At 70.8% G+C, this 19557-nt stretch carries 17 protein-coding genes; 13 read left to right on the forward strand and 4 right to left on the reverse strand.

What is annotated here, in order from left to right; all coding sequences use genetic code 11:
- The first annotated feature begins 228 nt into the window (after positions 1-228).
- From ACFVZW_RS14950 to ACFVZW_RS14975, 6 genes are all read left to right on the forward strand, one after another.
- On the forward strand, positions 229-3183 hold the full coding sequence (locus ACFVZW_RS14950) for a M14 family zinc carboxypeptidase (protein ID WP_384520986.1): 2955 nt from the start codon (positions 229-231) through the stop codon (positions 3181-3183).
- Between the two features lie 224 nt (positions 3184-3407).
- Positions 3408-4418 carry a type I glyceraldehyde-3-phosphate dehydrogenase gene (gene gap, locus ACFVZW_RS14955; RefSeq protein WP_384520989.1) on the forward strand — a complete coding sequence of 337 codons (1011 nt, stop codon included), beginning with the start codon at positions 3408-3410 and terminating at the stop codon, positions 4416-4418.
- Between the two features lie 110 nt (positions 4419-4528).
- Entirely contained in the window at positions 4529-5740 is a 1212-nt protein-coding gene (locus ACFVZW_RS14960; RefSeq protein ID WP_384520992.1) for a phosphoglycerate kinase, read from the forward strand.
- Positions 5741-5770: 30 nt separating this feature from the next.
- Complete coding sequence (tpiA, locus tag ACFVZW_RS14965; protein WP_384521135.1) at positions 5771-6526, forward strand: triose-phosphate isomerase; 756 nt, start codon at positions 5771-5773, stop codon at positions 6524-6526.
- A 113-nt stretch (positions 6527-6639) separates the two neighbouring features.
- On the forward strand, positions 6640-6870 hold the full coding sequence (gene secG / locus ACFVZW_RS14970) for a preprotein translocase subunit SecG (protein ID WP_260228894.1): 231 nt from the start codon (positions 6640-6642) through the stop codon (positions 6868-6870).
- A gap of 77 nt (positions 6871-6947) precedes the next feature.
- Positions 6948-7283, forward strand: a complete 336-nt coding sequence (locus ACFVZW_RS14975) for an RNA polymerase-binding protein RbpA (protein ID WP_003976875.1) — start codon at positions 6948-6950, stop codon at positions 7281-7283.
- Between the two features lie 77 nt (positions 7284-7360).
- Here the strand turns inward: ACFVZW_RS14975 and ACFVZW_RS14980 are convergent, their stop codons facing one another.
- Complete coding sequence (locus ACFVZW_RS14980) at positions 7361-8209, reverse strand: MurR/RpiR family transcriptional regulator (RefSeq protein ID WP_384520996.1); 849 nt, start codon at positions 8207-8209, stop codon at positions 7361-7363.
- A gap of 75 nt (positions 8210-8284) precedes the next feature.
- Between ACFVZW_RS14980 and ACFVZW_RS14985 the strand changes: the two genes are divergently transcribed.
- The 7 genes from ACFVZW_RS14985 to ACFVZW_RS15015 all read left to right on the forward strand — a co-directional run bounded on the left by ACFVZW_RS14985 (position 8285) and on the right by ACFVZW_RS15015 (position 16156).
- Positions 8285-9202: an N-acetylglucosamine kinase gene (locus ACFVZW_RS14985; protein WP_384520999.1), complete on the forward strand. Its 918-nt coding sequence runs from the start codon at positions 8285-8287 to the stop codon at positions 9200-9202.
- Positions 9203-9487: 285 nt separating this feature from the next.
- Positions 9488-10156, forward strand: coding sequence for a DUF4097 family beta strand repeat-containing protein (locus ACFVZW_RS14990; protein WP_384521002.1), 669 nt, complete (start codon positions 9488-9490; stop codon positions 10154-10156).
- Positions 10157-10254: 98 nt separating this feature from the next.
- Complete coding sequence (locus ACFVZW_RS14995) at positions 10255-11370, forward strand: serine hydrolase domain-containing protein (RefSeq protein ID WP_384521006.1); 1116 nt, start codon at positions 10255-10257, stop codon at positions 11368-11370.
- A 197-nt stretch (positions 11371-11567) separates the two neighbouring features.
- Entirely contained in the window at positions 11568-12332 is a 765-nt protein-coding gene (locus tag ACFVZW_RS15000) for a sugar isomerase domain-containing protein (protein WP_384521009.1), read from the forward strand.
- A gap of 91 nt (positions 12333-12423) precedes the next feature.
- Positions 12424-14076 (forward strand): glucose-6-phosphate isomerase, encoded by a 1653-nt coding sequence (gene pgi, locus ACFVZW_RS15005; protein WP_384521138.1) that lies wholly within the window; start codon positions 12424-12426, stop codon positions 14074-14076.
- Positions 14077-14081: 5 nt separating this feature from the next.
- On the forward strand, positions 14082-14594 hold the full coding sequence (locus ACFVZW_RS15010; protein ID WP_384521012.1) for a PH domain-containing protein: 513 nt from the start codon (positions 14082-14084) through the stop codon (positions 14592-14594).
- Positions 14591-16156: a PH domain-containing protein gene (locus tag ACFVZW_RS15015; protein WP_384521015.1), complete on the forward strand. Its 1566-nt coding sequence runs from the start codon at positions 14591-14593 to the stop codon at positions 16154-16156. The genes ACFVZW_RS15010 and ACFVZW_RS15015 overlap by 4 nt, the downstream gene beginning before the upstream one ends.
- A gap of 22 nt (positions 16157-16178) precedes the next feature.
- On the opposite strand, the gene pgl is transcribed toward ACFVZW_RS15015, so the two are convergent.
- Genes pgl through zwf form a run of 3 tightly spaced genes read right to left on the reverse strand, consistent with a single transcriptional unit; the run spans position 16179 to position 19524 of the window.
- On the reverse strand, positions 16179-16961 hold the full coding sequence (gene pgl, locus ACFVZW_RS15020) for a 6-phosphogluconolactonase (RefSeq protein ID WP_384521018.1): 783 nt from the start codon (positions 16959-16961) through the stop codon (positions 16179-16181).
- Positions 16958-17995, reverse strand: coding sequence for a glucose-6-phosphate dehydrogenase assembly protein OpcA (opcA, locus tag ACFVZW_RS15025; protein ID WP_384521020.1), 1038 nt, complete (start codon positions 17993-17995; stop codon positions 16958-16960). The genes pgl and opcA overlap by 4 nt, the downstream gene beginning before the upstream one ends.
- Positions 17992-19524, reverse strand: a complete 1533-nt coding sequence (zwf, locus tag ACFVZW_RS15030; protein ID WP_384521023.1) for a glucose-6-phosphate dehydrogenase — start codon at positions 19522-19524, stop codon at positions 17992-17994. Before zwf ends, opcA begins: the two co-directional genes overlap by 4 nt.
- Positions 19525-19557: the final 33 nt, after the last annotated feature.

A 19557-nucleotide genomic window follows, 5' to 3' on the forward strand; every position in this document is an offset into this window, starting at 1 on the left:
GCACCACAGCCTCGTGGGCTGCCCGGGTCGCCGGGTTGCCCGCCCACCTGTTGGCCCGTACTCCGCTCACATCGCGGCTGAGGGTACCTTCCTGAGGCACCGTCAGCGGCGTTCTGGTCCGATCGGGGATGATCCCCGACGAGGCCGCACGCACCCTTGACATGATCATGAATGGTGATCAGCCTGGCGTCTGTTCTCTTTCGTGGCAGACAACAGCAAGGGGGGCTTATGAGACGCAGAGCGGGAGCGATCCTCGCCGCGGCTTCACTGCTGATCGCGGGACTGGCGACGGCACCCGTCGCCGGAGCGGAACCGAACGGCGGCGACGGCGGCGACGCCCTCTCCGTATGGCGCGCGCAGGTCAGCAAGGAGCAGGTGCCGCTGCTGCTCGAGGCCGGCACCGACGGTCACGAACTGACCGAGCAGGTACCGGAGAAGGGCTCGGCCACCCTCGAGCTCTACCTCACCGACAAGCAGGCCGGACAGCTGCGCGGCAAGGGCGTCGAACTCGCCGAGCACACCCTCTCCACCCAGGCGGAGAAGCGGGTCGCCGGAGCCGGGGACGGCGTCTTCCGCCCCTACGGCGGCGCGAACGGGCTCAAGCAGGAGGTCCTGGCCGCCTCCCAGGCCCACCCCGACCTCACCAAGGTCGTCTCCATCGGCAAGACCGTGAAGGGCCAGGACATCCTCGCCCTGAAGGTCACCAAGGGCGCCAAGAAGGCCAAGGACGGCACCCGGCCCGCCACGCTGTACATGTCCAACCAGCACGCCCGTGAGTGGATCACCCCCGAGATGACCCGGCGGCTGATGCACCACTACCTCGACAGCTACGGCAAGGACCAGCGGGTCACGAAGATCGTCGACTCCACCGAGCTGTGGTTCGTGCTCTCCGCCAACCCGGACGGCTACGACTTCACCCACGCCGACCCCGACAACCGCCAGTGGCGCAAGAACCTGCGCGACAACGACGGCGACGGGCGGATCGAGTCCGGCGACGGCGTCGACCTCAACCGTAACTTCGCCTACAAGTGGGGATACGACAACGAGGGTTCGTCGCCCGACCCGGCCGACGAGACCTTCCGCGGCTCCGGCCCGATGTCCGAGCCCGAGACCAAGGCCATCGACGGCTTCCAGAAGCGCATCGGCTTTCAGTACGGCATCAACTACCACTCCGCCGCCCAGCTGCTGCTCTACGGCGTCGGCTGGCAGGTCGCCACGGACACCCCCGACGACGTGGCGCTCAAGTCGCTCGCCGGCACCCCGGAGAAGTCCGCCGTCCCCGGCTACCGCCCCCAGGTCTCCTCCGAGCTCTACACCACCAACGGCGAGGCCGACGGACACGCGGCGAACGTCAACGGGATGCAGATGTTCACCCCGGAGATGTCGACCTGCGCCACCGCCTCCCGCGTCGACCCGAACGACGCCTGGGAGCCCGCCGACTGCGCCTCCGTCTTCACCTTCCCCGACGACGAGAAGCTGATCCAGGCGGAGTTCGCCAAGAACATCCCGTTCGCGCTGGCCGTCGCCGAGACCTCGGCGCACCCGGACCGGCCCGTCTCCGTCACCGGCCTCGACGCGCCGGACTTCACCCCGGACACCTTCACCACCTCCTACGCCCGCGGCGGCGACCAGGAGGTCGCCGTGACCGCCCGCAAGTCGCTGCGCTCCAAGGAGCTCAAGTACCGCGTCAACGGCGGCCGGACGCACACCGAGCGCCTGGAGGCGTGGAACGGCGGCGAGACCTACGGCGGCGAGGACAACCTCTACTTCGACCAGTACCGGGCCGAGGTCGCGGACGCCGAGCCGGGCGACACCGTCCAGGTCTGGTTCACCGCCCGCACCCGCGAGGGCAAGGCGACCTCGTCCACGCCCTTCACGTACACCGTGGCCGACCGGGCCCGCGGCGACGTGCTCGTCCTCGCCGAGGAGGGCGGGACCGACGCGGCCCGGCACACCGGCGCCTATGTGAAGGCGCTCGCCGACAGCGGCCGCAAGGCCGCCGTCTGGGACGTCGCCACCCAGGGGACCCCGGACGCCCTCGGCGTGCTGAGCCACTTCCGCACGGTCGTCTGGTCCACCGGCGCCGAGCAGCCCTCCGGGCCCGTCATGCTGGCCGTACGGGACTACCTCAACGAGGGCGGCAAGCTGATCAACGCCGGCGAGAAGTCCGGCGGCCTCGTCGACATCGGGCGGGCGACGTCCAACGACTTCGCCCAGTACTTCCTCGGCGCCTACCACCGGGCCGGGCTGAAGAACCCGCCCGCCTTCGCCGGCTCCCGCGGCTTCGGGGGGCTCACGACCGGACTCGGCGGCACGACCGGCAACCCGCTGGACAACGCCGGCGCGTACACCGTCACCTCGGACACGCTCGAACCGCGGGGCTTCCCGCAGTTCGGGAGCAGCAGGTCGGCCGGTGACTACCCGGGCGTCCGCACCCCCTTCGAGCCCTACGAGGGAACGTCCTTCGCGGCCGTCCGGCACTCCGACGACACCTGGACCCGCCTCAGCCGCACCGTCGACCTCACCGGCGTCGCCGCCGCCGACAAGCCGAGTCTGCGCTTCCAGGTCAGCTACGACACCGAGCCCGGCTACGACAACCTCGTCGTCGAGGCCCACACCGTCGGCCAGGACGACTGGACCACGCTGCCCGACGCCAACGGCGGCACCTCCACCGCCGCCCCGGCCGACTGCGGCGCGGGCTACTACGTCCAGGGCCACCCCTTCCTCGCCCGCTACCTGACCGTCGGCGAGGACGGCTGCGCCACCACCGGCACCACCGGTTCCTGGAACGCCTTCACCGGGCCCTCCAACGGCTGGCAGCAGGCGTCGATCGACCTGAGCGCCTACGCGGGCAAGCAGGTCGTGCTGTCGATCTCGTACATCTCCGACCCCGGGACCGGCGAGATGGGAGCCTTCGTCGACGACACCGCGCTCGTCGTCGGTGGCACTCCGGGCCAGAGCGAGGGCTTCGAGACCACGCTCGGCGCCTGGTCCGTACCGGGCCCGCCGGCCGGCAGCCCCGGGAACGGCACGGAGTGGACCCGCTCGCCGGGGCTCTTCCACTCCCAGGCCGCGGTCACCACACGCGACACCGTCCTCCTCGGCTTCGGCCTGGAGCACGTCACGAGCGCGGCGCAGCGCACGTCACTCATTCGAAGGGCGCTCGGAGCGGTGCACGGCTGAGCGGGCACCCGCCCTTTTGATCACAGTCAGTGATCGGGACGAATTGGGCACCGTGGCTCGAACCCGTCGGTAATAACGGGCCACGGTGCTTTCCCGAGGTATTCCGACTGCACGCGATGTCACTCTGAGCCGATGGGAGAGGTAGGGTCGTAAGCGGTCGGGGACATCCCTAAAAGAATCTCGCCGGCGTCGAAACCCGGCGTACCTAACGAGGAGATCGGTTCGTGACGATCCGCGTAGGCATCAACGGCTTTGGCCGCATCGGTCGCAACTACTTCCGCGCGCTCCTTGAGCAGGGTGCCGACATCGAGATCGTGGCTGTCAACGACCTGGGTGACACCGCGACCACTGCTCACCTGCTGAAGTACGACACGATCCTGGGACGCCTCAAGGCCGAGGTCACCCACACCGCCGACACCATCACCGTCGACGGCCACACCATCAAGGTGCTCTCCGAGCGCAACCCGGCGGACATCCCCTGGGGCGAGCTGGGCGTCGACATCGTCATCGAGTCGACCGGCATCTTCACGAAGAAGGCCGACGCCGAGAAGCACATCGCCGGTGGCGCGAAGAAGGTCCTCATCTCGGCTCCGGCCAAGGACGAGGACATCACCATCGTCATGGGCGTCAACCAGGACAAGTACGAGCCGGCGAACCACCACGTCATCTCGAACGCCTCCTGCACCACCAACTGTGTGGCGCCGATGGCCAAGGTTCTCGACGAGAACTTCGGCATCGTCAAGGGCCTGATGACGACGGTCCACGCGTACACCAACGACCAGCGCATCCTGGACTTCCCGCACTCCGACCTGCGCCGCGCCCGCGCCGCCGCGGAGAACATCATCCCGACCACGACGGGTGCCGCCAAGGCCACCGCCCTGGTCCTCCCGCAGCTCAAGGGCAAGCTGGACGGCATCGCCATGCGCGTCCCGGTCCCGACCGGTTCGGCCACCGACCTGGTCGTGGAGCTGCAGCGCGAAGTCACCAAGGACGAGGTCAACGCCGCCTTCAAGAAGGCCGCCGACGACGGCGACCTGAAGGGCATCCTCTACTACACCGAGGACGCGATCGTCTCCTCGGACATCGTCGGCGACCCGGCGTCGTGCACCTTCGACTCCTCGCTGACCATGGTCCAGGAGGGCAAGTCGGTCAAGATCCTCGGCTGGTACGACAACGAGTGGGGCTACTCCAACCGCCTCGTCGACCTCACCGTCTTCGTCGGCAACCAGCTCTAAAGCCTCCGGAACCGGCACCTCGATGTGAGCACAGGGCTCGGACAGCGCGATGATGCGCTGTACGAGCCCTGTCTCGTGTGCTTCACCGCGTACCAAGGAGTCAGTAGAAGATGAAGACCATCGACGAGCTTCTCGCCGAAGGCGTCGCCGGCAAGCGCGTATTCGTCCGCGCCGACCTCAACGTGCCGCTGGACGGCACCACCATCACCGACGACGGCCGCATCCGCGCCGTCGCGCCCACGGTCAAGGCGCTGGCCGACGCGGGTGCCCGTGTCGTCGTCGCCTCGCACCTGGGCCGCCCGAAGGGGGCCCCGGACCCGGCGTTCTCCCTCGCCCCGGCCGCCGCGCGCCTCGGTGAACTGCTCGGTGCCGACGTCGCGTTCGCGACCGACACGGTCGGCGAGTCCGCCCGGGCGACCGTCGCGGGCCTCGCCGACGGCCAGGTCGCCGTCATCGAGAACCTCCGCTTCAACGCCGGCGAGACCTCCAAGGACGACGCCGAGCGCGGCGCGTTCGCGGACCAGCTCGCCGCCCTCGCCGACGTCTACGTCGGCGACGGCTTCGGCGCCGTGCACCGCAAGCACGCCTCGGTCTTCGACCTCCCGGCCCGGCTGCCGCATGCCGCCGGTCACCTCATCGCCACCGAGGTCGGCGTCCTGAAGAAGCTGACCGCCGAGGTCAAGCGCCCGTACGTGGTCGTCCTGGGCGGCGCCAAGGTCTCCGACAAGCTCGCCGTCATCGACGAGCTGCTCGGCAAGGCCGACCGCCTCCTGATCGGCGGCGGCATGGCGTACACCTTCCTCTACGCCAAGGGCTACGAGGTCGGCATCTCCCTGCTCCAGAAGGACCAGGTGGAGGTCGTCAAGGAGTACATGAAGCGCGCCGAGGAGAACGGCGTCGAGCTGGTCCTCCCGGTCGACGTGCTCGTCTCCTCGGAGTTCCCGGACCTGAAGACCAAGGCCCCGGCCGACTTCGAGACCGTCGACGCCGACAAGATCCCGTCGACGAAGGAGGGCCTGGACATCGGCCCGAGGACGCGTGAGCTGTACGCGTCGAAGCTCGCCGACGCCGAGACGGTGTTCTGGAACGGCCCGCTGGGCGTCTTCGAGCACCCCGACTACGCCAACGGAACCAAGGCCATCGCGCAGGCCCTGCTCGACAGCCCCGGCTTCACCGTCGTCGGTGGCGGGGACAGTGCCGCCGCGGTCCGCATCCTGGGCTTCGACGAGAATGCCTTCGGCCACATTTCGACCGGCGGCGGCGCCTCCCTCGAGTACCTCGAGGGCAAGACGCTCCCCGGCCTCGCCGCACTGGAGGACTGAACACCTGTGAGCAGCACCCGCACCCCGCTGATGGCGGGCAACTGGAAGATGAACCTCAACCACCTCGAGGCCATCGCCCACGTCCAGAAGCTCGCCTTCGCGCTGAACGACAAGGACTACGACGCCGTCGAGGTCGCGGTTCTGCCGCCCTTCACGGACCTGCGGTCCGTCCAGACCCTGGTCGACGGCGACAAGCTCAAGATCAAGTACGGCGCCCAGGACATCTCGGCGCACGACTCCGGTGCCTACACCGGCGAGATCTCGGGCCTCATGCTGTCCAAGCTGAAGTGCGCCTACGTCGCCGTGGGCCACTCCGAGCGCCGGCAGTACCACGCCGAGACGGACGAGATCTGCAACGCCAAGGTCAAGGCCGCCTACAAGCACGGGATCACCCCGATCCTCTGCGTGGGCGAGGGCCTGGACGTCCGCAAGGCCGGCCAGCAGGTCCAGTACACCCTGAGCCAGCTCGACGGCGGCCTGAAGGACCTCCCGGCCGAGCAGGCCGAGTCCATCGTGATCGCCTACGAGCCGGTGTGGGCCATCGGCACCGGCGAGGTCGCCACCCCCGAGGACGCGCAGGAGGTCTGCGGTGCGATCCGTGGCCGCCTCGCGGAGCTCTACTCGCAGGAGCTGGCCGACAAGGTCCGCATCCAGTACGGCGGCTCGGTCAAGGCCGGCAACGTGGCCGCGATCATGGCGCAGCCCGATGTCGACGGTGCCCTGGTGGGCGGCGCGGCGCTGGACTCCGACGAGTTCGTCAAGATCGTCCGCTTCCGCGACCAGTGATGTGATCAGCGAGTAGGCGGTAGCGACGATCCGTCGTACCCTTGCGGGGGTCGGGCAGGACCTGCCCGACCCCCGTCCGTATGAGATCCGAGGAAGTTGGTCCAGCCGTGGTTATGGGGTTCTCGATCGCCCTGATCGTCTTCAGCGGCCTGCTGATGCTGCTGGTGCTCATGCACAAGGGGAAGGGCGGCGGCCTCTCCGACATGTTCGGTGGCGGAATGCAGTCGTCCGTCGGTGGCTCCTCGGTCGCCGAGCGCAACCTGGACCGCATCACCGTCGTGGTCGGTCTGCTGTGGTTCGCGTGCATTGTCGTACTTGCGCTTCTGATGAAGTTGGACGTGTAACTCCAATCACTGGACGCGCGTTGGGCCTTACGTAGACTGGGGCATCTTCGAGCACCATCACGCAGGGAGTTACGACCGTGGCAAGTGGCAACGCGATCCGGGGAAGCCGGGTCGGAGCGGGGCCGATGGGGGAGGCCGAGCGGGGCGAGTCGGCGCCGCGCCTCCGCATCTCCTTCTGGTGCTCGAACGGGCACGAGACGCAGCCGAGCTTCGCCAGTGACGCACAGGTTCCGGAGACGTGGGACTGCCCGCGCTGCGGCTTCCCGGCCGGTCAGGACCGGGACAACCCGCCGGACCCGCCGCGCACCGAGCCGTACAAGACGCACCTCGCGTACGTACGCGAGCGGCGCAGCGACGCGGACGGCGAGGCGATCCTCGCCGAGGCGCTCGCCAAACTGCGCGGCGAGATCTGAAGCGTGGTGTGACAGTGTGACGAACGGGCCTCGCCCGCGAGACGATTCGCGGACGGGGCCCGTTCGCGTACCTCCGTCTAGCGGTGGTTGCCGGGGATGTGCGCGGTGAGCGCCATCGTGGCGGTCGCACGCGCGTACGTCAGCTGGGCCACGCGCGCGTAGAGGCAGTCCAGGATCAGCAGCACCGAATGCCGCGTCCCGAAACCGCCGCGCCGGAAGCTGGTCTCGGCCGAGGTCGCCGTCAGATGGATGGAGGCGGCCCGGGCGACGGGGGAGCGGGGATCGCAGGTCACCGCGACCGTCCGCGCACCCCGTTCGGCCGCGAGCCGCAGCGGGGAGAGCACCTCGCGGGTCGCCCCGGAGTGGGAGAGCGCCACGACCGCGTCCGCGGGCGTGAGCAGCGCCGCCGAGGTCTCCGCGGCATGCACCTCCGTCCAGCCGCGGGCGTCGCAACCGATGGTGAAGAGCCGGGCCTCGGTCTCCAGGGCCACCACGCCGGAGGCTCCGACGCCGTAGACGTCGATGCGACGGGCCTTGGCGAGGATCTGCGCGGCCCGCTCCAGCGCGTCGAGGTCCAGACGCTCGGCCGTCCGGCGCAGCGCCCCCAGATCGGCCTGGGCGACGGCGGCGACGACGTGGTCGAGCGGATCGTCGGGGCCGATGTCCGGCCCGAGGGGCCGTTCCTGTCCGCTGCGTTCGTTCTCGCCGCGCTCCTGCGCGAGGGCGAGCAGCAACTCCTGGTACGAGCCGAGGCCGAGGGCGTGGCAGAAGCGGGTCACGGTCGCCTGGGACGTACCGGTGCGCCGGCCCAGCTCCGCGGCGGAGACCCCGGGCACCCGGCCCGGATCGTCGAGGACCCAGGCGCCGACCTTCCGCAGGGAACCGGACATGCGGGGCAGTTCGGAGCGGATCAGAGCGGTGATCACGGTGGTGTTCCCTCCTGCCCCGCCCGGTGCGCGGGTCTTGTCGAGCGGTGAATCTATCAACCACCATGCGAGCTGATGAACGAATCCGGGATTCAGATGTGCGTGCTCGGCATCGACGCCGGCGGTACGCGGATCAGGGCACGGCTCTCCGACGCGGCGACCGGCACGGTGCTCGGGGAGGGCACGGGAGGCCCAGGCAACGCGCTGAGCGTGCCGCGCGCCGATCTCGTACGGAATCTGGCGCTGGCGCTGCGGGGCGCCGTGCCGCCCGGCCGGGCGGGCGCTCTTCGCTCCGTGGTGGCGGGCTTCGCGGGTGGTGGGCCGGGCGGCGGGGCCGAGAAGGCCGGTTCCGCGCTCGCCGCAGCGCTGTCCGGTGTCGGTGCCGCCCCCGCCCGGGTCGAGGTCATGGGGGACGCGGACATCGCCTTCGCCTCGGGGCCCGGCACTCCGGCCGACGGGCTCGTACTGATCGCGGGCACCGGCGCCGCCGCCGCGCGCGTGGAAGGGCGCAGGGCGGTCCGGGCCGTGGACGGGGACGGCTGGCTCCTCGGCGACGCGGGCAGCGGCTTCTGGCTGGGGCGCGAGGCGCTGCGGGCGGTCCTGCGCTCCCTGGACGGCCGCGGCCCGGCCACGGCCCTCGCCGGGCCGGTGGGGGAGGTGTGCGGCGGCCTGACCAAGGAGCACGTCGTCGGCTACGGATTCGGCGGCCACCCGGTCCGGCTCGCGGCGCTCAGCCCGCTCGTGGTGGACGCGGAACGGGCCGGGGACGAGGTGGCCCGTGCCCTCCTCGACCGAGCGGCGGACGAACTGGCCTCCACCGTGGGCGCGTTGGCGCCGCGCCCGGGGGAGCCGCTGGTCTCCACGGGTGGCCTGATCGGCCCCGGCGGCCCGCTGCTGCCGCGACTCGCCGAGCGGGTGGGTGCGGTGGGTCTGGCCCTGTCCCCGGTGCCGGACGGCGTGGCCGGTGCGGTGGCCCTGGCCCGGCTCCCGTAGCGACAACGGTCCGAGGCGCGGGCGGTGCGGCCTGTCTGCGGCGGTGGGTGCGGCGTTCCGTGGCGCGGTGGGCCAGGTCTAGCGTTCACTCCAATTCATTGCAACGGGCGACGCAAGGGTTGTTGCGTTAAGTTCGGAACTGTTGCAACGATTTCCCTGCCCTTACCTGCAGCGATGCCGATTCTGCGCAACGAACGTGTTGCCAGGATTCTGAACGCAACGTAGCTTTCCAGTATCAGAAACGACGGGCCGACGGAGCGCCCGCCGCTGAACGAGGAGAGCACCATGCAGAAGTTCGCCACCACCGCCGCCATCTCCGCCGTCCTGGACATCCCCGCCGGCCGCGTCCGGTTCATCGCCGCCGACCGGACCGACGCCACGGTCGAGGTCCTGCCCGCGAACGCCTCCAAGAGCCGTGACGTGAAGGCGGCGGAGCAGACCACGGTCGACTTCACCGACGGCGTCCTGCGGATCCAGGCCCCGGAAGCGAAGAACCAGATCCTCGGCAGCTCCGGATACGTCGAGGTGACCGTCCAGCTCCCGGCCGGCTCCCGCGTCGAGGCGAAGGGCGCCGACGCCGAACTCCGCGGCGTCGGGCGGCTGGGCGAGGTCGCCTTCCAGGCCGCCCAGGGCACCGTCAAGCTCGACGAGGCCGCAAGCGCCCGCCTGACCCTCCAGGCCGGCGACGTCTCGGTCGGCCGCCTGGGCGGCGACGCGGAGATCCGCACCCGGAAGGGCGACCTGCGCGTCGCCGAGGCCGTGGCCGGCACCGTCACCCTGCGCACCGAGGCCGGCGACGTGTCGGTCGGCGCGGCCCGCGGCGTCTCCGCCGCCCTGGACGCCGGCACCTCCTACGGCCGGATCCACAACGCCCTCAAGAACACCGACGGCACCCCCGGCCTGACCATCCACGCCACCACCGCCTACGGCGACATCACCGCCCGCAGCATCTGAAGCGCCACCGCGCCCGGACGTCCCGGGCGCCGACAGGCCCCGTCGCACCGTCCGCCCGCTCGATCGAGTCCATGCCAGACATAAAGGAGCACACCATCATGTCCCTCACCCTTACCGAGCAGGACCGCCCGGAACTGCAGAAGGCCATCCAGGAGATCGTCGATTCCGGTTTCGCCGGGGTGCAGCTGCGCGTGAACGACGAGCGGGGCGAGTGGGTCGGCAGCGCCGGAGTGCGCAAGCTGGGCGAGAGCGCCAAGCCGGCGACCGACGGGCGGTTCCGGATCGGCAGCGCCACCAAGACCTTCACCGCGACCGTCGTGCTGCAGCTCGTGGCCGAGGGCAGGATCGGGCTGGACAGCCCGGTGGACGACCACCTGCCCCGGTTCGGTCTCGACCGGCGGATCACGGTGCGGATGCTGCTCCAGCACACCAGCGGGCTGTTCAACCACACCGGCGAGTACTACGACGACGGGACGGTCGCGCCGGGGATCCCCTGGCAGGGCCAGGAGTACGTGGACCGCCAGTTCCACACCTACGAGCCGGAGGAGCTGGTGCGGCTCTCCCTTTCCAAGCCGGTGCGATTCGAGCCGGGGGCGGACTGGAGCTACTCCAACACCAACTACGTGCTGGCCAAGTTGCTGATCGAGGAGGTCACCGGCCGCTCGCTGGCCGAGGAGACGCGGCGGCTGATCCTGCGGCCGCTGGGGCTGTCGGGCACCGTGGTGCCGGGCGCCTCGCCGGAGATCCCCGAGCCGCACGCTCACGGCTACTACCGGTACGAGGACGCCGGCCAGTGGAAGACGGTCGACGTCACCCGCTTCAACGTCTCCTGGATCTCCGCCGCCGGCGACATGATCTCGACCACCGAGGACCTCCACACCTTCTTCTCCGCGCTGATGAGCGGCCAGCTCCTGCCGGCCTCGCTGCTGGCCGAGATGCGCACGCCACACCCCAAGCTGGGCTACGGCCTGGGGGTGTTCGTGGAGGAGATGGACGGCGGCGGCACCATCCTCCACCACAACGGCGGCCTCTTCGGCTGGGCGGCGCTGATGTACAGCACGCCCGACGGCAGCAGGACGCTGACCGCCTCGCTGACCACCGGGGACGCCGACCTCGACTTCGCCGCCACGGCCGCGGCGTTCCAGAAGGCGCAGAAGACGCTCGTCGAGGAGGTGTTCGGCGGGCAGGCCGGGTCGGCCGAGCCGGCCCAGTAGGCAGGGCCGAGCGCCGTGGCCCCGTACACGGCCGGTCTTCCGCGACGCGTCCCGCCCGAGGGCGGCGTACTCCGACACCTCGTCGGTGCACGCCGCCCCGTCGGCGTTCCCGGCCCTTGACGGAGGCCGGGCGGGCTGGTTCATTGAATCGAAATGCTCGTTCGGATCCGGTTCAACGAACCAGTGGAGGCTTCGCCATGCCCCAACCCGCCCTCGGTGCCGCCCTGTTCGCCGACCACGCCCGCGGGGCCGTCGAGCGGGCCGTCGCGGCCAACAAGGACTCGGTCGCCGCGGCCGCCCGCCTCTTCGCCGACTGCGTCGCCGCCGACGGGGTGATCCACGCCTTCGGAACCGGACACTCCCAGGCCACCGCCCTGGAGATCGCGGGCCGCGCCGGCGGACTCGTCCCCACCAGCCGGATCGCGCTCGCCGACCTCGTGCTGCGCGGCGGCGAGGACCCCTCCGTACTCGCCGATCCGCTCCTGGAGCGCTCCCCGGGCCTCGCCGACCGGCTCTACGCCCTCGCCACGCCCCGCCCACAGGACCTCTTCGTCATCATCTCCAACTCGGGCGTCAACAACTCGATCGTCGACCTCGCGCTGAAGGTCACCGACGCCGGTCACCGGCTCGTCGCCCTCACCTCCCTGGAACACACCCACGCCGTCCCGGCCCTGCACCCCAGCGGCAGGCGGCTCGCCGACCTCGCCGACGCCGTCCTCGACAACTGCGCCCCCACCGGCGACGCCCTGCTGCCCCTCCCGGACGGCGGAGCGCTCTGCGGCGTCTCCACCCTCACCTCCGCGCTCCTCGTGCAGATGGTGGTCGCCGAGTCGGTCGCCCTCCTCCTCGCGGAGGGGCACGAGCCGCCGGTGTACGTCTCCGCGAACCTGCCGGGCGGCCACGAGCGCAACGCCGTCCTCGAAGCCCGCTACGAGGGCAGGCTGCATCGCGGCGGCCACTGAGTCGCCGCGCGCCTTCTGCCCCTGCGATCAATTAGGTTGGAGTCGCAGCGGGGCAAGCAGGCAGGAAGAGAAGAAGTAGGCGATGTCCGAGATGAACGCAGAAGGACGCACGAAGCTCAACCGGCTTCCCGAGTGGACCGCCCTCGGGAAGCACCGGGAGCAGCTGGGCGAGACGCACCTGCGCGAGCTGTTCGCCGCCGACCCGGACCGGGGCACCGGTTACGCACTCCGGGTCGGTGACCTGTATCTGGACTACTCCAAGCACCTGGTGACCGACGAGACGCTCGCACTGCTGCGCGAGCTGGCCGCCGCGACCGGCGTGGCCGAGCTGCGCGACGCCATGTTCCGCGGCGCCAAGATCAACACCACCGAGGACCGCGCGGTCCTGCACACCGCGCTGCGCGCCCCGCGCGAGGCGGTCGTCGAGGTCGACGGCGAGAACGTCGTCCCGGGCGTCCACGCCGTCCTCGACAAGATGGCCGCCTTCGCCGACAAGGTCCGCGCGGGCGAGTGGACCGGCCACACCGGCAAGCCGATCAAGAACATCGTGAACATCGGCATCGGCGGCTCCGACCTCGGACCCGCCATGGCGTACGACGTCCTGCGCTCCTACACCCAGCGGGACCTGACGTTCCGTTTCGTCTCCAACGTCGACGGCGCCGACCTCCACGAGGCGGTCCGCGACCTCGACCCGGCCGAGACGCTCTTCATCGTCGCCTCGAAGACCTTCACCACCATCGAGACGATCACCAACGCCACCTCCGCGCGCGACTGGCTCCTCACCGGCCTGCGCGCCGACCAGGAGGCCGTCGCCAAGCACTTCGTCGCCCTGTCGACCAACGCCGAGAAGGTCGAGGGCTTCGGCATCGACACGGCCAACATGTTCGAGTTCTGGGACTGGGTCGGCGGACGCTACTCGTACGACTCCGCCATCGGCCTTTCCCTGATGATCGCCATCGGCCCGGCCCGCTTCCGCGAGATGCTCGACGGCTTCCACCTCGTCGACGAGCACTTCCGCACCGCCCCGGCCGAGGAGAACGCGCCACTGCTCCTCGGCCTTCTCGGCGTCTGGTACGGCGCGTTCTTCGACGCCCAGTCGCACGCCGTCCTGCCGTACTCGCACTACCTGTCGAAGTTCACCGCCTACCTCCAGCAGCTCGACATGGAGTCCAACGGCAAGTCCGTCGACCGGGACGGCAACGCCGTCGAGTGGCAGACCGGACCGGTCGTCTGGGGCACGCCCGGCACCAACGGCCAGCACGCGTACTACCAGTTGATCCACCAGGGCACCAAGGTCATCCCGGCCGACTTCATCGGCTTCGCCGAGCCCGTCGCCGATCTGCTCCCCGGCCTCGTCGCCCAGCACGACCTGCTGATGGCCAACTTCTTCGCCCAGACGCAGGCGCTGGCCTTCGGCAAGACGCCCGAGGAGGTACGGGCCGAGGGCGTGGCCGAGGAGCTCGTCCCGCACAAGACCTTCAAGGGCAACCACCCCACGACCACGATCCTGGCCAAGGAGCTGACGCCCTCCGTCCTCGGCCAGCTCATCGCGCTCTACGAGCACAAGGTGTTCGTCCAGGGCGCGATCTGGAACATCGACTCCTTCGACCAGTGGGGGGTCGAGCTCGGCAAGGTCCTTGCCAAGAGGATCGAGCCGGTGCTGACCGAGGGCAAGGGCGCCGACGAGCTCGACGGCTCGACCGCGGGGCTCGTCGCCACCTACCGCTCGCTGCGCGGACGGTAGAAGCCATGACGGGGGAGAACGCGGTGCAAGGCGAGATACGGCTCAGGCCTCCGAACAACACACTGAACGAACGGGCCGTCGGCTGGTGGCGCACGCAGTGGCTGCTGACGACCGCCGTGCCGGTGGTGGTCCTCGGCGTGCTCGGCGCACTGATCACGCCCGCCCGGTTCTGGCTGCTGCTCGTGGCCGGAGCCGTGGCGGTCGCCGGTCTCGCCTGTACCGCGTTCTTCCCCCACTGGTGGTTCAGGGTGCACCGCTGGGAGGTCACCGAGGACGCCGTCTACGTCCGCACCGGGGCCTTCTGGCAGGAGTGGCGGATCGCGCCGATGTCCCGGATCCAGACCGTCGACACCGTACGCGGACCGCTGGAGCAGGCCTTCAAGCTCGCCACGGTCACCGTCACCACCGCCTCCTCCAAGGGCGCGCTCCGGATCGAAGGGCTCGACCACGAGCTCGCCGCCGACCTCGCCGAGCGGCTGACCGCCATCACCCAGGCCACCTCCGGGGACGCGACATGACGGAGGACTGGCGGCGCCTCGACCGCCGTACGGTCCTGGTCACCGCCGCGGTCCTCGCGGGTGTCGCCGGCGGAGCGGCCCTGCCCGTCTTCTTCGGCCTGTCCGGATCCATGCCCGCGTGGAAGGCCCTCTGCTGGGTCGGCACCGGGGCGGCCCTCCTCATCGGCGCCGGCGCGGCGGCCGACTACGTCCGCTGGCGCCGCACCCGCTACCGCATCGGCGCCGAGCGGAGCGAGATGGGGGTACCCCCGGCCGAAGGCTGGGGGAGGGTCGAACTCCACACCGGACTCCTCCTGATCAAGCGCCGCTCGCTGGCCCGCGAACGCATCCGCAGCGTCGACATGACGGCCCATCCACTGCTGCGCGTCCTCGGCCTCGTCAAGGTCCGCATCGGCACCGGCGAGAACACCGGCGGCGGCGAGTCCACCCTCGAACTCGACCCGGTCACCCGGGAAGAGGGCGAACGGCTCCGCCGTGAACTGCTCGCCCGTACGGTCTCCGCCGCCGACGACACGACCCACGACGGCGCCCTGGCCGAGCTCGACCGCCACTGGATCCGCTACGCCCCGGTCTCCTTCGTCGCCCCGCTCCTCGGCGGCGCCGCGGCCGGAGCCGTGATGCAGGTCAGCGAGTGGTTCGGGGCCCAGGGCAAGGTCATCGCGTGGATAGGGGACCGCTTCGAGGACACCTCGATTCTCTCGATGGTCCTCGTCCTCGTCCTGCTCGCCACCCTCGTCGGCACCGTCGGCGCCCTCGGCCTCTGGGTCGAGATGTGGTGGAACTACCGCCTGGAGCGCGAGCCCGGCGGCACCCTGCGGGTCCGCCGCGGACTCCTCACCGCCCGCTCGATCTCCATCGAGGAACGCCGTCTGCGGGGCGTCGAACTGGTCGAGCCGCTGGGCGTACGGATGTGCCGGGCCGCCCGCGTCGACGCCGTCGCCACCGGCCTCGTCGAGGACGAGGAGGACGAGCATGCCGACCACAAGACCCTGCTGCCGCCGGCGCCCCGCGCCGTCGCCGACCGGGTCGCCGCCCAGGTCCTGCGCGAGCCGGAGCCCCCGACGAGCGCCCCGCTCACCGTCCACCCCCGCGCCGCCCGCACCCGGCGACTGCGCTGGGCCCTCGCGAGCGCGCTCGCCCCGGTCGCGGTCCTCGCCGTCCTCGGAGCGGCACTCACCCCCGTCCTGCTGTACATCGCGGCCGCCTGCGCCCTCGTGCTGACCCCGCTCGCCGTGCTGCTCGCGCTCGACGCCTACCGCAACCTCGGGCACGGCATCACCGGCGGCTATCTGGTGGCCCGTTCCGGCACGATCCGCAAGACCACCGTCGCCCTCCAGCGCGGTGGCGTCATCGGATGGACCGTCAAGCAGTCGTACTTCCAGCGCCGGGCCGGTGTGCTGACCCTGACCGCGACGACCGCGGCGGGCGAAGGCGCGTACGACATCCACGACGCCGGACACAGCGAGGGCCTGGCCTTCGCGGCCGAGGCGGTGCCGGACCTGCTCGCCCCCTTCCTGGAACCCGTACGGGAAACGCCGAAGGCCCGGTCCACCGTGCGGTGAACCGGGCCCGAGCGACCGTCCGTCAGGCCGAGGCCGGCGGATAGAGACTGCGCGGCAGCTCCGAGGCGGCCGCCGTGTCGAGCAGCCACAGCGTGCGCGAGCGACCGTAGGCGCCCGCCGCCGGGGCCTGGACCTCGCCCGCGCCGGCCAGCGCGATCGCCGCCGCCTTCGCCTTGTCCTCACCGGCCGCGAGCAGCCAGACCTCGCGCGCGGCACGGATCGCCGGCAGCGTCAGCGAGATCCGGGTCGGCGGCGGCTTCGGCGCGCCGTGCACGCCCACCACCGTCCGCTCGGTCTCGCGGACCGCCGGGAGCTCGGGGAACAGCGAGGCGACATGGGTGTCGGGCCCGACACCCAGCATCAGCACGTCGAAGCTCGGCACCGAAGCGTGGTCCTCCGGGCCGGCGGCCGCGGCCAGTTCCGCCGCGTAGGAGGCGGCCGCGGCTTCGACGTCGCTGCCGAACGGCCCGTCCGATGCGGGCATCGCATGCACCCGTGCCGGGTCCAGCGGGACGCTGTCGAGCAGCGCCTCGCGGGCCTGGGTCACATTGCGCTCCGGGTCCCCGTCCGGCAGGTAGCGCTCGTCACCCCACCACAGATCGAGCCGCGACCAGTCGATCGCGTCCCGCGCGGGGGCCGAACTGAGCGCCGCCAGCAGCCCGTTGCCGTTGCGGCCGCCCGTGAGGACCACGGACGCCGAGCCGCGTGCCGTCTGGGCGTCGACGATCCGCGTGATCAGCCGGGCCGCCGCGGCCTGGGCCATCAGCTCCTTGTCGCGGTGGACGACGAGCTGCGGAGCGCTCACTTGGCCGCCGCCTTCTTGGCCGGAGCCTTCTTCGCCGGAGCCGGAGCCTTGGCGGCCTTGGCCTCGGGCGCGTCGTCCTCGGCCGTCACCGGCGCGGTGGTCGCCGCCTTCTCGTCCAGCCGGTCGAGCCCGTACCGCAGCGCCGAGGCGTAGGTGTCGTCCGGGTCGAGCCGGCGCAGCTCCTCCGCGATCAACTCGGCCGTCTCACGGCGCTTGAGCGCCACGCCACGGTCGGGCTGCCCCTGGATGGAGAGCGTCGCCAGCGAGCCGTCGGGCCGGTCCAGAACGATCGGCCCGCTGGAGGACTCCATCCGTACGGAGGTGAGCCCGGGACCCGCCGACACGGACCGGCGCACCGGAACCTTCAGCCGGTCCGCCAGCCACATGGCGAGCAGTTCGACGCTGGGGTTGAACTCCTCGCCCTCCACCTCGGCCGAACTGACCTCGCACACGACCTGGTCGAGCGCGGCGGCGAGCATCGAACGCCACGGGGTGATCCGGGTCCAGGCCAGATCCGTGTCGCCCGGGGTGTAGTTGTCCGCCCGGCCGGTCAGCTCGTGTATCGGCTGCTCGGCGGAGTACGTGTCGGTCACCCGGCGCTGGGCGAGCGCGCCCAACGGGTCGTTCGCCGGGTCGGCCGGCGCGTTGACCGGCCACCAGACGACGACGGGCGCGTCCGGCAGCAGCAGCGGAAGGACCACCGACTGGGCGTGGTCGACGACCTCGCCGTACAGCCGGAGGACCACAGTCTCGCCGGTGCTGGCGTCGGCGCCGAGGCGGACCTCGGCGTCGAGCCGCGCCTTGGCGCGGTCGCGCGGCGAGCGCGAGACCCGCTTGATGACGACCAGCGTCCGCGAGGGGTGCTCGCGGGACGCGTCGTTGGCCGCCTTGAGCGCGTCGTAGGCGTTCTCCTCGTCGGTGACGATGACGAGGGTGAGCACCATGCCGACGGCCGGCGTGCCGATGGCCCGCCGCCCGAGCACCAGCGCCTTGTTGATCTTGCTGGACGTGGTGTCCGTCAGGTCGGTCTTCATGGCCGGCGCCAGCTCCGTCCGTCTCGTGCGAGCATCTCGTCCGCCTCGACGGGACCCCAGGTCCCGGACTGGTACTGCGCGGGCTTGCCGTGCTTGTCCCAGTACTGCTCGATCGGGTCGAGGATCTTCCAGGACAGCTCGACCTCCTCGACCCGCGGGAAGAGGTTGGAGTCGCCGAGGAGGACGTCGAGGATGAGCCGCTCGTACGCCTCGGGGCTGGACTCCGTGAAGGACTCGCCGTAGGCGAAGTCCATCGACACGTCCCGGATCTCCATCTGCGTGCCCGGCACCTTGGAGCCGAACCGCACCGTCACGCCCTCGTCCGGCTGGACCCGGATCACGATGGCGTTGCGGCCGAGCTCCTCGGTCGCGGTGTGGTCGAAGGGGGAGTGCGGGGCGCGCTGGAAGACGACCGCGATCTCGGTGACGCGGCGGCCGAGGCGCTTGCCGGTACGGAGATAGAAGGGGACGCCCGCCCAGCGGCGGTTGTCGATCTCCAGCTTGATGGCCGCGTAGGTGTCGGTCTTCGACTTGGGGTCGATCCCGTCCTCCTGCAGATAGCCGACGGCCTTCGCGCCGCCCTGCCATCCCTGCGCGTACTGGCCGCGCACGGTCGAGGCGCCCAGGTCCTTCGGGAGCTTCACCGCGCCGAGCACCTTGGTCTTCTCGGCCGCGAGCGCGTCCGCGTCGAAGGAGGCGGGCTCCTCCATCGCGGTCAGCGCGAGCAGCTGGAGGAGGTGGTTCTGGATGACGTCACGGGCGGCGCCGATGCCGTCGTAGTAGCCGGCGCGGCCGCCGATGCCGATGTCCTCGGCCATGGTGATCTGCACGTGGTCGACGTACGACCGGTTCCAGATCGGCTCGAAGAGGGTGTTGGCGAAGCGGAGCGCCAGGATGTTCTGGACGGTCTCCTTGCCCAGGTAGTGGTCGATCCGGAAGACCGCGTCGGGCGGGAAGACCTCGTGGACGACCTCGTTGAGGTCCTTCGCGGAGGCCAGGTCGTGGCCGAAGGGCTTCTCGATGACCGCACGGCGCCAGGAGCCGTTCTTCTGGTCGGCCAGGCCGTGCTTCTTCAGCTGCTGGACGACGAGCGGGAAGAACTTCGGCGGCACGGAGAGGTAGAAGGCGAAGTTGCCGCCCGTGCCCTGCGCCTTGTCCAGCTCCTCGATGGTGGTCTTCAGCTGGTCGAAGGCGTCGTCGTCGTCGAAGTCGCCCTGGACGAAGCGCATCCCCTGGATCAGCTGCTGCCACACCTCCTCGCGGAACGGGGTGCGGGCGTGCTGCTTGACGGCCTCGTAGACCTCCTGCGCGAAGTCCTCGTCCTGCCACTCGCGGCGGGCGAAGCCGATGAGCGAGAAGCCCGGCGGCAGCAGGCCGCGGTTGGCCAGGTCGTAGACGGCAGGCATCAGCTTCTTTCGGGACAAATCGCCCGTGACGCCGAAGATCACCAGACCCGACGGCCCCGCGATACGCGGGAGCCCGCGGTCTGGGGCGGCACCGAGCGGGGTTGGGGCGGGGGCTGCGCGCAAGGGGGTTTCTGCTCCCAATGTGCGCGGCGCTCA

It is taken from the genome of Streptomyces sp. NPDC059567, from assembly GCF_042735655.1.
Lineage (GTDB): Bacteria > Actinomycetota > Actinomycetes > Streptomycetales > Streptomycetaceae > Streptomyces.